Source organism: Psychromonas sp. (genome assembly GCF_047632955.1).
Classification (GTDB): Bacteria; Pseudomonadota; Gammaproteobacteria; order Enterobacterales; family Psychromonadaceae; genus Psychromonas.
Genome location: NZ_JBLIED010000002.1, coordinates 1 through 13,779, shown reverse-complemented (window position 1 = coordinate 13,779; position 13,779 = coordinate 1). Strand labels below are relative to the sequence as shown.

Sequence of the window (13,779 nt, the reverse complement as noted above, 5' to 3'; positions counted from 1 at the left end):
GGGATCTATCGATTAAAAGTCGCTTTAAGCATTAATTTTATAAACCGCAAACCCAAATGCAGGCAGTTTTAAGGTTGCTGTTAATTGACAGGATTTTTCGTTATAAATATCGGTTACAGCTTGTCCGTAAAGTGCACCGGGAAGTTGCAGTTCAGAGGCTTTATCACTGTTATTCATGGCGATAAATACTTGCTCCCCTTGACTCTTTTTTTGATAGATCAGACTGTTTTGGGCCTCATCAATCACTAACCAGGTCATTTTATGATGACGCAGTGCCGGATAGGTTTTGCGTAACTTAATAATCTGCATAATGTGCTGTTTCATATTAAGATCATGTTTATTTTCATCCCAAATCATACATTTGCGATTGAGTGGATCGGCGCCGCCATCTAAACCAATTTCACCACCATAATAAAGACAGGGAGAGCCTGTTTGAGTGAATTGGAAGAGGTACGCCAATTTTGCTTTGTCTTTGTTCGCACCGCATTTGTCGATGATCCGCGGAGTATCATGACTGTCTAAGAGTAAAAAAGAGACCTCGTTGACATTAATGGGGTAGTTTACATTGAGCTCATTCACCGCCGATTTAAACTGATTTGCATTTAGAGTATCACTGGCGAAAAAGCCTAAGATTGCATCGGTGAGGGGATAGTTCATCACCGCATCAAACTGATCCCCCCCGAGCCAGTTCATTGAGTCGTGCCAAACCTCACCCAAAATATAGAGTTCGGGTTTAATCGCTTTCAGTTCGTCACGGAAACGTCGCCAGAAACGTTGATCTACTTCATTGGCAACATCTAAACGCCAGGCGTCGATATCAAAATTACGCACCCAATAGCGTCCCGCCGCAAGCAGATATTCTATTACTTCAGGATTTTCAGTGTTAAGTTTGGGCATGTTTTCCGCAAAAGCAAAAGCGCGGTAGTTAAGCATGTCTTTGCTATGGCTCTGTCGTTTTGACTCATCTATAAGCGGGAACTGCTCAATATAAAACCAATCTGCATAGCTTGAATCTGCGCCGTGTTTGAGCACATCCTGCCACTGTATTGAGCTTGCACCAATATGATTAAAGACAGCATCAAACATTACTTTTATGCCGCGTTTGTGGGCTTCTTCAATCAATGTTTTTACTGTTTCTTCATCCCCAAAAGCAGAGTCTATTTTCAGATAGTCAGTGGTGTCATATTTATGATTAGTTTTACCTTGAGTAATAGGGGTGAAATAGATTCCCGTAATGCCGAGATCCTGAATATAATCAAGGTGGTCAATCACACCTTGAATGTCCCCGCCAAAAAAACTGTTGGATTTGGGATCTTGGGATCCCCAGGGCAGTACATTTTCAGGAGATATTGCAGGATTGCCGTTGGCAAAACGCTCCGGAAATATTTGATACCAGATAGTCTCTTTAACCCAGGATGGCGCATTAAACACATCGGTTGGATTAATGTATGGAAAGCAGTAAAAATTAGATAACTGCGAGAGCGCAGGATCATTTTCGCGGTTAGTGATGGCAATGATCTGCTTTTCACCTGCCAGTAACAGTTGCTTATCGCAACTTTCAAGAAGAAAGGCATAACGGGCGCGATAGTATTGCGGGCGCACGGCACAGAACCAATAATCAAATAGCTCTGTTTCACACTCTTTTTCCATCAGAATATTTTCACCACCTACCCAACCGCTGGCGTTTTCCGCATTCAGATTACCACCGCCACCACCGGTCGCCCAATCGTAGGGATCACCAACGCGCAGAGTGATATTATCCACCTCTCCTTTAGCAGAGCGAATCCGCAGATGAAGCGTTTCTTTATCATATGCATAAGAGTAACTGGAATGGGATCTGTGATAGATCGCAGCTTTTGTAATCATAAATAATACCTTTTGATGCTTTGAATAGTGCTTTGAATAGTACTTTGAATAGTACTTTGAATAGTACTTTGAATAGTACTTTGCATAGCGCTTTAAATTTTTTGTCGGCGAATACTATTGGTGATGCTTTTCTTCATAATGATTTTCTTGGTAATACTTCACCACGCGTAACACCTCACTGACACTCCATGCCTGAGCAAAACAGCCACGCGACTGGTTTGGTGTGTAACCATCATATATTTCAGCCAATTGTCCAATACAGCCTTCATAAAGTGCATCCTGGTGATGGGTAATAAACTGTTTCACAATATGGGTGAGTGTCTTATCTTTTGGAAATTGACGTAAAATACCCATTAGAAATTGGCCAATCATAAAGCCCCAAACCGTCCCCTGGTGGTAGGCCATATCACGATCAAAATGCGCGCCCGTATGGACAGTTTTAAAATCAGGATCACTGATTGCGAGGGAGCGTAAACCCAGAGGTGTATAAAGATGCTGATAGATATTCAGGATCACCGATTTTGCTCTCTCGGGATTTAAAATTGGGAAAGGAAGGCCAACGGCATATGCCTGATTGGGGCGAATTTGCTGATTAACGTGATCCCCTTTAATCCAGTCATTCAGATAACCCGCCTGGTTATAGAAGAGATCGTTAAAACTGCTTTTAACGATCGATGCGAGCGCGGGTAACTCAGGCATAGACTTGCCGAGCGCCTGATTAAAGTAATGCAAAATAGAGAGGGTGTTATACCAAAGCGCATTAATTTCTACCGCACAACCGTGTCTTGGAGTGGGAAGAATGTTACCAAAACGGACATCCATCCAGGTCAACTGATCAAAACCACTGCCGCCGCTGATTAGGCCATTTTCTAACATCTTAATCTCAAAATCAGTGCCGTTGCGATAGTGTTGATAGATGCTGACCATGCACTCGTAAGCGTGATCGCGAATGAAATCGAGATCGCCACTCGCCTGGTAATATTCATAGAGGCTGACAACAAATAGAAGCGCTGCATCAATGGTATTATAAAGCGGCGCAGTACCTGCTTCCGGAAAGAGATTAGGGAGAATACCGCGGCGTTCATAACGGATAAAAGTACGGAAGATCTGCTTGGCATCTGCAAACTGCTTGGTTGCTAAGTTACAGCCCCAAAGGGCGATCATAGTGTCGCGTCCCCAGTCTGCAAAAAAGGGATAACCTGCGATAATCGATTTAGACTCGGTAGAGTCGCGAGTGACCACAAACTGCTCGCTGGCGCGAACCAGCTGCTTTGCAAAGGGGCTTTTAAGACCTGCTTGAGCGATATACTGCTGCTGGCGCTGCACCTCTTCATTGATCATTGATTCAATGGTAGGTGATTCAATGCTCAGTGAGGGTAACTGCTTTGCGCGCGGCTCATCGACTTCAAAGATAATATAAAAATGCTCTTTGGCATGCTGACCCGCAAAGGTCATGGTGTGCAGCGCCATTTGAGCGTCGCTCGCGGAACGTTCATCTCGTGCATCATAGGAGAAGTACAATCCGGACTCATAACGAGGTGCTTCAAGTGCACAATCACTGCCATTATGCCGATAGGCGAGAGATTGCCCGTTACTACTAATTAAGCCAGGCTGGTGGATAAACGCCTGCTCTTTTGCAAGGTTTTCATCTTTAGCGCAAAAGTGGTATTTGGGGGTGACATTAAGGGAGAACGACTGTTTTAAGGGATTGAATATTCTATATTCCACACCAAGGCGATTCACCTGTTGCGTCATCACTATGGTTTTAGTTATCTCAATGCCCTGTATTCGATAGGTGAATTGTGGCAGATAGGTTTGGCTGAAATTATCAAACAGCAGTGTTGCATCGACCGTGTCATAAGGATTTTCATTTACTTGTGAGGAGAGCGGGTGACATTCACCTGCCGGTAAAGTAATACGATCATCTAAATGACGAACGAAACAAAAACGGTTATTTGGCGCCGCAATACTGCCCATAAAAAGAGCATGATCATGTCGGCTGCAGGAGCCGGCAAGGGTCAATGAGGAGTAGCCACCGAGCCCATTAGTTAAGAGATAGTTAGATTCTTCAAGGCGACTGATGTCGCGGAAATTTGCTTTAGAAAGAGATATTTTCATATAAACCTTATTCGATGTTAAATGCCGTCCACCCGGTTCCGATGATTGCTGTTAATACAGCAATCATTAAGAGGTATAAAAGAGGGCAGGTGTTCGCTATTTTTAACGTTTAATTTCGTTATAAACGAGTAATAACTTTTGGACTTCACCCTGTGTATAAGCAAGGTTTTGACTTTCTTCATATCCCCATAACGGTTTAATGAGAAAACCTTCTTTTAAGGGGGAGACCTTAATGGCAACAATATGATTTTGATCTTTATCGGAGATAAAAAACAGGTAGGGTTGAGGTTTACCCAGCAACGCGCTGTAAACCGAAGAGGGGGTATAAACAGCATTGACCACTTTAACGTCTTCGCTATGATAAAAAGCTTGCGCTTTTGCTAACACCGGCAGTGCCATCGCCTGAAGTTGCTCATAACTGCTTTCAACATGAAATGACCCACAGTTAGTTGGCACCTGCTCACGCAGTGTTTTATATTGCGCTGATATGTCTGCCAATGGCAGTTGCAGGTAGTGTTTCTCAAAAGCATCCGCTGTCATAAAAAGAGCATCATTATTAACACATTTTTTGAATGACTGTTGTTTACTAATAAAAGTGGCGTGTTCAAATTGTGGCTTGGGAAGATTGCCATAGACAATAACAAACCCGATGATAAAGATGATCACAGCCACGGCGATATGAAACATGTAGTCGTGAATACGTTGCAGTTGTCCGCGAAAAATCAAACTTGTTATTCCTTGTGCTGAAAAATACCGGCTAACTTTTAGCGTTATTGCTTATCTTTGAAAGGCTCTCTTCGAAAGAGTGAGGATTGGGGCGTAACGCTTTTACCCCAATCACCTAAGGCAATGCATTGAACTTAATTCGCTGCCTGCACATTGAATTTAATTGATTCTTCTGTTTCAGAATCAAAAAAGTGCAGCTTAGTATTATTAATTACCAAGGTAATTTTTTCATCAATACTCACTTCGCGTTCACCCGTCCCCAATGTACCCACGAAGAGGTTCATCGGTGCGGCATCAAAGAATATATTGACGCTGTCACCCAGATACTCGACGTTGATCGCGGTTGTCTCAAAACAAGAGTCTGGAAATGCCTGCTCATGTTTTAGACCCGAGCGAATGGCACTGGAACGCGCACCTAGAAAAATTGATTTACCATCATATCCCGCATCATCGAGGATCGTTCGATCACTATCACTTACCGCGATGGTGAATGAGTGGCAGCTAAATTTCCCGGCTTTATACATGCCTTCAATAAGGTTCATTGACGGCATACCCATAAAGGTTGCGACAAAACAGTTTTTAGGATTAGTAAACAACTCTTTGGGTGTACCAATTTGCTGAACCTCACCCATCGACATTAAGACGATGCGATCCGCCATGGTCATTGCCTCAACCTGATCATGGGTTACATAAACGGTGATAGCGCCTTTAGCACGGTGCATACGCGATATTTCGCTACGCGTTGTAGTGCGTAATTTTGCATCCAGATTACTCAGTGGTTCATCCATCAGATACAAATTAGGTGTACGCACCATTGCACGACCTAATGCAACACGTTGGCGCTGGCCACCAGAAAGCTCTTTAGGCTTACGTTCAAGGTACTGAGTGAGAAAAAGATCTTTAGATATCTCATCAACCTGTTTTTTAGTTGTCTCGGCAGGGTAGTTACGGAGTTTTAAACCATAACCTACATTTTCACGCACCGACATGTGCGGATAAAGCGCATAACTTTGAAAAACCATCGCAATATCACGATCCTTTGAACTGACATTGTTAACCACTTCACCATCAAGAATAAATTCACCCTCGGTAATATCTTCTAATCCTGCAATCATGCGCAGGGTGGTTGACTTGCCGCAGCCGGAGGGCCCAACCAGTACGATAAATTCACCTTCTTCAATATCAAGATTGAAATTACTCACGGAGTAAGTCTCTGAATTAGGGTATTTTTTATTGATATTTCTTAATGAAATCTTGCTCATTATCCTTTTACTCCACCTGACGTTAAACCGCCAACAATATAATTTTGAAATTTATAGAAAACTAAAACAGGCGGGATTGCTGCTAAAACTGCGCCCGCTGCAAAAACGTTATAATTTGAATCTTTAATATCATTAATCAACCCCATTAAACCAACTGCAAGGGTTTTTGCATCACTACTCATACTTGAGATAAGGAATTTCGGCATGATGATGTCGCCGATAGGACCTAAGAAACAGAAGATTGCAATCACCACAATCATCGGTTTCACAAGAGGAAGCAGTATTTCTGTAAAAATCTGTAATTGAGTTGCACCGTCAATCTTCGCTGATTCATCTAAATCACGCGGGATCGAATCATAATAGCCCTTCATTAACAGGGTATTCATTGTGGTACCCAATGCGGTATAGATAAGGGTCATATAGATGTAAGTGTATAACGTTGCATTGTCGGAGCTGTATATTCCGATAGAGCTTGCCATTGCATAAAGTGCGATCAAACCACTTCCTGACGGAACAATTTGAATCAGTAATAATGACATTAAGGCACTTTTACGCGACTTATAACGATACCGGGAATAAACAAAGCCCGAGATCACCACAATTACCGTTGAAAGTACCATGGTGACGATCGACAGCAGGAAGGTATTGCTATACCAGCTCAAATAAGCTGTTTTATTAAATAAATGGGTAAAATTCTCTGTAAAACTAAAATTCTGCGGAAAGAATGACGTTGAATAGAGTGAATTACTGACATTTAAGGCGCTCATTATGGTCAGTAAGATCGGATAAATAATCACGACCGCCATCACAATAAGAAAAGTATAACTCGCAATAAGCCCCATATTTCTAACCAAAAAGTTTCGCTGTAGCTTTTTTGTTTTTACCTTACGATGCAGACTGATTGTATTTTCCATCACATGACCTCCTCATTTTTAAACGCCCCGGCTTTAAGCCACGAATAAAGCACTACCGCACCGACTACCGTGCTGGCTATCAATGTATAAACAGCGGCTTCGTTATATTTTGCATCCATCATCAAACGGAAACCAAGTGAAGAGATGGTGTCGAGTGGTTTATAGAGAGAGCCTATTGTTTGCACCGTTGCTTCACCTAACATATAAACAATGGTGACGTTATTAAAGTTAAAGGTAAATTGGGTTATAAATACCGGGGCGACACTGATTAGAATCAACGGCAGGGTAATATCGAAAAAGTTACTCCAGGCATTGCCTCCATCAATGCTGCTTGCTTCATAGAGGTCATCGGGTATCGTTTGTAATACACCTGTGACTAAAATAAACACATAGGGGAAACCGAGCCATGCCTGGATTAGAATGATGGTTATCTTGGCATAATCGGCATCAAGGAAAAACCCTATGGCCGTTGATACATCATATTCGTTGCCCGTGAAAAAAGGGATAACCATGGTATTCATGCCACCCACTTTTGAGAAAAATAGTTGGAATACCAGAATGGTTAAAAAAGCAGGTACCGCCCAGGGTAAAATGTACACTGTGCGGAAAAACTTTTTCCCCTTGATGAGTTTATTATTTGCGACAACAGCAAGCACTGTGCCTAAAATAATGGTCAGGGCAGAGGCACAGAAAGTCCATGTCAAGGTCCAGACTAGCGTCTCTTGAAATGCTGCCGCTGTTCGCTCATTAGTAAAGAGGCGTTCAAAGTTTGTTAATCCTTTCCACTCCAGTAAAAAAGCAGGGGGCAGTATTGGTCGCTTGTAGTTTGTAAATGCAACAATAATCGAAACGATGGCAGGTAAGAAAGAAAATACGAATAACAAAATAAATTTGGGTGCGGTAATAATGTTTGGCACGATTTCATGAGACAGACCACGTACCTTTTCCGTAAAGGTAATCGCATAACCATTAACGTCTATTTGACGTTTTACATCCTTGGCGTCACGTGCAAAACCATAGTGAAGTGCTATAAAAACTAATAGCATTATTCCACCCAGAGTTGAGCCCACCATGATAAGAAAGGAGTCATCAACAAAACGCTCGGCACCAATGGTGATTTTTCCACTCGCTTGTTCGACGGCTAATAAGCGGAAATTGGGAAGTATAAATTGGATGTAAACTAGTATCTCTAAAGCGAGTAGCGAGAAGCCAAACAAGGTTTCTCGTACACGGCGTAGCAACATATGCCCACCGCCTGGTATCACCATAGAAAGCCAGAAAATAAAACGTTGACTCATTTGTAACCTACTTTTAATAAATTAGCATAAATTGCTGTTTAATTAGGGATTTTAAATTCACTGCACGTCACTACACTATGCCCAAATTTCTTGGACACAGTGTAATTTATATAAAAAGATTAAGAGCAGTCATTACCACTCTTAATTCAAACTACATATCTTCAATATCAATTGCGATAGTTTCAACGGCAGCGTCTAACGCACCTTTCACATTCTGGCCTTGTGCTATCTGAGCGAGGGCTATCTTCATTGGACCCCATACTTTGCCAAACTGAGGGATGTTCGGCATAGGCATGCCGGCGTTAGTGGCATCAAAAATAGCTTTATGAATAGAGCCTTCTTCATAATGAACGGCAAGGTTAGGCGAAATTTCACGGGTCATCTCATACCATTTATTAGCATACTCAGGCGTCGCTGCAAATTTAAGGAAGGCACGCGCACCGTCTTTATTGTCACTGTAACCATTGATAGCGATCCCTTTTGTGCCCGTCAATGCTTGGTATGGATGACTGCCATCCCAACTTGGAATTGGCGCAGCACCCACATTGATACCCGCTTTTTCAATATCAGCGATTGCCCATGGACCATTGATAACCGCACTGATTTTGCCTTCAGTAAAGTTTTTCATCATGATGTCATAAGCAACGGTGTCATCCTGCATCAGTGTCCAGTGACTAACGCCGCTGTTATACAGGGCTTGCGCTGCGAAACCCGCTTTAATTGAACCCGCATTATCTAAGCCAATGTTTTGAGGGTTGTTATCTTTAAAGATGTAACCGCCGTTAGCCATAAAAAGGCCGCCGGTAAAATAAAAGTCGGTAAATTTTGCAGCCCAGTCTGAAGGTGCAAGCTCTTTTAAGGTTTTTGGCGGCGTTTTAAGCATATCTTTGTTATAAAGAAATAACGTAGTGTCAGTAGACATCGGTAACATATAAGTTTTACCGTCGTAATTTGCTGATTTGGTTGATGTCTTTGTGTATCCTTTGATTTCGAAATTAGTTGGTTCAATTAAACGCTGATTTGCCAAATCACCAAGACGGTCATTAGGTACCATAAATAGATCTGCAACGTTGCCTTTTTGCGTTGGTAATGCTTCCAGCAAGTCAAACATTTTCGCCGCTGTCACTTCAACTTTAAAATCCTTACCTTGATTGAATTTTGTTGCCAATTCATTGAAATACGGCACATAGTTTTTTTCTACGCCGATTACAATATTGTCTGCGGCCATTGCATTGTTTGCCAAAAATAGTGCTGCTGATACGGCAAGAGTTACTTTCTTAATCATTTGATCTCTCCTGATCGGGATGAAGTTTTTTGAAATGGTAAAATTACCATGGCGTACAACAGCCATATCACCATCTTCCTTAAGTTGATTGTGTATATTTTCATAATGACTGTGCTTAAAAATAAACTGACTGAACTTAATTCACCGCTATCATAGGCCCAGCAGGGCATAGACTGAAATGCAATTTATCCGCAATGCTCATAGAAAAAATGTATTTCATGCGCAGAAAGCGTGATCTGGAGCGGGTATTTCCGGCTCTCCCTTACTGTAAGCGGGTTAAAAAACGTGATGTTAATGGATAAAAATATCGCACACATTAGGACTGAAGGCGCACCTTTTAGAAACCAACAGATATCCGCTACCACAAACCTTAATTTTAGCCAGGGGATATATTGAATCTATTGAGTATTTTGGCCATTTGAAACCTGATTAGATACGATAATTTCTGCCATTTAAGAGGAGGATTGCAAGCTTACACCCAGAATGTTCAGGGTAAAACGGCTAAATTTCATAAAATAAAAAACACCGCTTGTAGAAACTTAGATTTAACCTGAGAACGTTTGCGGTATTTGTTGTCAATGGCAACACCATAACCTGTCACCTGCTTACTAAATCTATTAATTTTCTACTGGTTTAAACAGAGGCCGCCTTTGTTATTAATCTGAACCAAAATATTTTGTTATTCACCACTTCCTGGCTAGCTAACGTTGTTCAACATAGTTCTAGTGTTTTATGTAATTATAACAAATAGTTACTGTCATTGATGTATTACTTTTATGCATTTACTTTGCGTCTAAAAAAATCCTATGACCCATCTCCCCCATTTTTTTATACGCAGATTTTGAACTTTTTTTAAAAAATCAGAGAAGAGTTGGTTTCTTTTTTATCGTTTTAGATTGCTTGAAATTTAGTCAGAGGGAAACTCAAGAGATCTGCATCACGATATTTTTAATTCGATTGGCCTGCTCAATACGGGGAATCTGTAAAAATCGCTATTGCAGATCACACTTTACCTATGTGAAATGCATTTTTTCTATGGATATTGCTGATCAATTGCATTTCAGCCCATGTCTCGTGCGGCCTATGATAGTCGTGAATTAAGTCCAGTGAGATTATTTTCAAGCGCAGTCATTTGGAAAATACTCTCGATAAGCTTAATACAAAGGTTGTTATGGCTGGTTTCTAGCAGCGTAATTTTACCGTTTTATAACACTTCATTCGAAAGAGATATTAAAGATGGTTTGTATCAATTTGGAGCGAAGCCCATGAGTAAGACTTGCATTACTGGTTATTGGGCTTAAGAACCTGCATATCAACAAATGCTTACTTCGCAGTCTTAGTTAGGTCAGTATTTAAAATAAAAATAACGTTTTAAAAGGGATTTAATATGAAAATGAATAAATATAATTTACTTGCTGTTGCTGTTTCTACTGCTCTATTTTCTGGCGGTGCACTTGCAGAAACAGATACGCTTTCCGGTGATGAAGCGGCACCTGTAGAAAAAGTCAAAGGAACTGATGTCTTAAAAGATGGTTGGGAAGTACATGGTTACGGCTCTATGAACTTCCGCTCTGTTGGTGGTGCATCCGTCGACACTGAATTTGGTAAGCCTGATTACAAAACGGCGGGGACACACGGGCAAAGTACCAATCAGATTGAGTTTGTCATTAAAAAACACACCGAACACGCGAATGGTGTGTGGTCAAATTTTGTCGTAAGAAGTGAATATGGTAACGGTAACTCTTTTGCTTACTCGTCTTCCGGCAGCCAAAAAGATAATAGCAAAGCTCAGTTTGAGGTAAAAGAAGGCTATGTTGAAATGGGGGGACTTTCTTATTTAGGCAAAGATACCTCAATTTGGGCTGGTCAACGCTATTTAAACCGGGCGGCGGGTCTTCTTTCCGGTGAATTCTGGAAACAATCATCAGGTGTAGGTGCCGGTATTCAATCTAAAATTGCCGGACATACAGCAGGAGTTGCGATTGTAACAGCTGATCCTGATGTAAATACGGAAGACGATTACGATGGTCGTCAGACACTAACTTCTTATGATTTATACTACTACGGCGTTGACGCGGGTATCGGCAGTTTAGATTTTGACGCCAAATATATGAGTCAGGCTAACACTGATGACGACACCGGATTTGGTGCAGCAGTAACACTAAATTCGAGCTACTACGGCTTAGATGGTTGGACTCAAACCGCTATTGCCTACGGTCAGGGCATTGCTAAAAACCGCGGTGTTAACTTTGGCTCATGGTCTGGGGGTGGTGACAATGAAGAATCTATTTTCTTAACTTCTTACGGTGTACTTAATATCTCTGAAAACTGGCAGATGGGGTCTGAATTAACTTACTTTGCTGCATTAGACGAATTATTTGGAGCACCAGGCCTAAAACGTTACCTTGCCGCTGTTCGTCCGTCATATAAAGTAAACGATAATCTGCGTCTTGAAGGAACAGCATCTTATGGTCATGAGGAAGGTGATGACGGTTACTGGGGACGTTCAGGTGACGATCTAAAAAGTGACATTATTAACCTTGAAATAGCGGCAGCCTTTACGGTGAATGCAGACTACTTTGGTCGCCCGCAAATCAAACCCTATGTGAGCTACATTACTGCAGATGATGACGCGAGTGCTGCTCAACTAGGCATTAATGATGGCAGCTCTGAAACAATAGTCGGTGTACACACTGAAATCTGGTTCTAATTACGCTGTTAATTTCACTAAAGTTAAAGGCAGCCAATGCGGTTGCCTTTTTGCGTTTCTTGATTTACTACCGGAGAATCACTATGGACAGTAAAAAATTATTAATCGGCTTATTCGTAAGCCTTTCTTTAACTGCGTGTTCTTCAACGAACCGCATAACAAAACCAATAGAACCCCTAGCGTCATCTGAAGTTTGCTGCGATGATTTTTCTCAATTTCCATGGATACAACTCGGTACGACAGAAGAGCTCGATTTCCAATTAGATGCAAGTTCACCTATTGGCCGTTTCTCCGATGGTAACAGTTACTTTAATGCTTTTAAATTATCTGAACGTTCACAAAAAGTACAATTGCGCCTTGCCAGTTTAATGCTCAATAATTCAGTTGTAGCACCTAAATTGATTGCGCTTGATGACAAATTTAATATTGTCAGTACGGCAAGCTTCGATCAATTTGATATTAAAACATCCGATGCATTCACTCAAACGCAATTTCAATTGAGTTTTGACCTTGATGCTTCTAAAACACCTTATTTCATCATTTATGCTTCTGACGCTTATTTAGGTCAATCGATAAAAGTAAAACATCCTGCTCGAATCAGAGCTGAAGAATTAGGTGAACCCATGCCAATGGTGACCGATCCAACTTATAGCTATCAACGTTTTGGAAAATTAAGTCTATCCGTAAAAACACTTTCATTACAGGCCTATAAAACAGCAGTAAAACAAATCCAACCCGCAATAAAATCAGCCCAACCAGAAACGCAACAGTTCTATCAAAATGCCATCACACAGGCCGTAAACGCCAATGATATTAGTAAAGCATTAAGCTTAATAGAAGAAGCCAAAGCATTAGGAATAATAAACCCCGAAAGTGTCTTTATTAATGCATTAGAAAAAATAAATACAAAATAAAATGCAGCCTTAAAAAGCTCTTAAGTGTTTAATTTAAGGGCTTTCCTATCGCATTGAAATTAACGGATTAAAAGCCCTTGCCAGAGGGAATCGGTTGCGTCGTGTCCTGGAACCGGTAACTGCTCCGCAGCATAAAACCACAGTGACCCCTCTGTTACATCAGCGCTAAGTTGTTAACTAAATCAAAGAATCAAACCGCTGTGTTAGTGGTGCTGAAATGATCTTCTGCAGCGCTCAGTATGGATTTCACCGATAGCAATAGGGACGGGAAGTCTGTTTTGAGAACGGATCATTGGAATAAGTTAGCGCTTGAGTCACGTTTATCAGTCCAATGAAGATACTTTTTGTCGTTTACATCACATTTATTTAATAAGCTTGAGGCAAATGATGGGCGGTAAACTCTGCCAAAGATCACGCTTTTCCCGAGTGATATGCATTTTTTCTATGAAAACACCGATAAAATAGCATTTCAGTCTATGTCATATGCTGCTTATGATAGTGCCTATTAAAGATCAATAGACAGGGTTATTTTCAAGGACAATAGCAATGATAATGAAGGCGCAGAAGAGCGAGGCTGGCACAGTAGCGAGATCAGATAAAAAATGGTGGCATGATGCCGTCGTTTATCAGATCTACCCTCGTAGTTTTATGGATGCCAATCATGACGGTATGGGCGATTTGGCGGG

9 protein-coding genes are annotated in these 13,779 nt (G+C 41.3%); 2 read left to right on the top strand and 7 right to left on the bottom strand.

Translation table 11 applies throughout. From position 1 onward, the window contains the following. Positions 1–24: 24 nt before the first annotated feature. The 7 genes from ACJAZP_RS01825 to ACJAZP_RS01795 form a co-directional block, all read right to left on the bottom strand. Positions 25–1,866, bottom strand: a complete 1,842-nt coding sequence (locus ACJAZP_RS01825) for a glycoside hydrolase family 13 protein (RefSeq protein WP_415229027.1) — start codon at positions 1,864–1,866, stop codon at positions 25–27. Between the two features lie 114 nt (positions 1,867–1,980). After that, positions 1,981–3,984, bottom strand: coding sequence for an amylo-alpha-1,6-glucosidase (locus tag ACJAZP_RS01820; RefSeq protein WP_415229026.1), 2,004 nt, complete (start codon positions 3,982–3,984; stop codon positions 1,981–1,983). Between the two features lie 102 nt (positions 3,985–4,086). Then, on the bottom strand, positions 4,087–4,710 hold the full coding sequence (locus ACJAZP_RS01815; RefSeq protein ID WP_415229025.1) for a hypothetical protein: 624 nt from the start codon (positions 4,708–4,710) through the stop codon (positions 4,087–4,089). 134 nt (positions 4,711–4,844) lie between these two features. Then, the gene (locus ACJAZP_RS01810) at positions 4,845–5,972 is read right to left on the bottom strand and encodes an ABC transporter ATP-binding protein (protein ID WP_415229024.1); all 1,128 of its coding nucleotides are present in this window, start codon (positions 5,970–5,972) and stop codon (positions 4,845–4,847) included. Further along, complete coding sequence (locus ACJAZP_RS01805; protein WP_415229023.1) at positions 5,972–6,886, bottom strand: sugar ABC transporter permease; 915 nt, start codon at positions 6,884–6,886, stop codon at positions 5,972–5,974. The genes ACJAZP_RS01810 and ACJAZP_RS01805 overlap by 1 nt, the downstream gene beginning before the upstream one ends. Continuing rightward, positions 6,886–8,184, bottom strand: a complete 1,299-nt coding sequence (locus ACJAZP_RS01800) for an ABC transporter permease subunit (protein WP_415229022.1) — start codon at positions 8,182–8,184, stop codon at positions 6,886–6,888. Before ACJAZP_RS01800 ends, ACJAZP_RS01805 begins: the two co-directional genes overlap by 1 nt. A 151-nt stretch (positions 8,185–8,335) precedes the next feature. Further along, entirely contained in the window at positions 8,336–9,469 is a 1,134-nt protein-coding gene (locus tag ACJAZP_RS01795; RefSeq protein WP_415229021.1) for a sugar ABC transporter substrate-binding protein, read from the bottom strand. Positions 9,470–10,856: 1,387 nt separating this feature from the next. Here ACJAZP_RS01795 and ACJAZP_RS01790 point away from each other — a divergent pair. Continuing rightward, on the top strand, positions 10,857–12,179 hold the full coding sequence (locus tag ACJAZP_RS01790) for a carbohydrate porin (protein WP_415229020.1): 1,323 nt from the start codon (positions 10,857–10,859) through the stop codon (positions 12,177–12,179). 83 nt (positions 12,180–12,262) lie between these two features. Beyond that, positions 12,263–13,093 (top strand): MalM family protein, encoded by an 831-nt coding sequence (locus ACJAZP_RS01785; protein ID WP_415229019.1) that lies wholly within the window; start codon positions 12,263–12,265, stop codon positions 13,091–13,093. Positions 13,094–13,779 lie beyond the last annotated feature (686 nt).

Coding starts and splice junctions, on each gene's coding strand:
- ACJAZP_RS01825 (WP_415229027.1), bottom strand. CDS start 1,866: ATGATTACAAAAGCTGCGATCTATCACAGATCCCATTCCAGTTACTCT.
- ACJAZP_RS01820 (WP_415229026.1), bottom strand. CDS start 3,984: ATGAAAATATCTCTTTCTAAAGCAAATTTCCGCGACATCAGTCGCCTT.
- ACJAZP_RS01810 (WP_415229024.1), bottom strand. CDS start 5,972: ATGAGCAAGATTTCATTAAGAAATATCAATAAAAAATACCCTAATTCA.
- ACJAZP_RS01805 (WP_415229023.1), bottom strand. CDS start 6,886: ATGGAAAATACAATCAGTCTGCATCGTAAGGTAAAAACAAAAAAGCTA.
- ACJAZP_RS01800 (WP_415229022.1), bottom strand. CDS start 8,184: ATGAGTCAACGTTTTATTTTCTGGCTTTCTATGGTGATACCAGGCGGT.
- ACJAZP_RS01795 (WP_415229021.1), bottom strand. CDS start 9,469: ATGATTAAGAAAGTAACTCTTGCCGTATCAGCAGCACTATTTTTGGCA.
- ACJAZP_RS01790 (WP_415229020.1), top strand. CDS start 10,857: ATGAAAATGAATAAATATAATTTACTTGCTGTTGCTGTTTCTACTGCT.
- ACJAZP_RS01785 (WP_415229019.1), top strand. CDS start 12,263: ATGGACAGTAAAAAATTATTAATCGGCTTATTCGTAAGCCTTTCTTTA.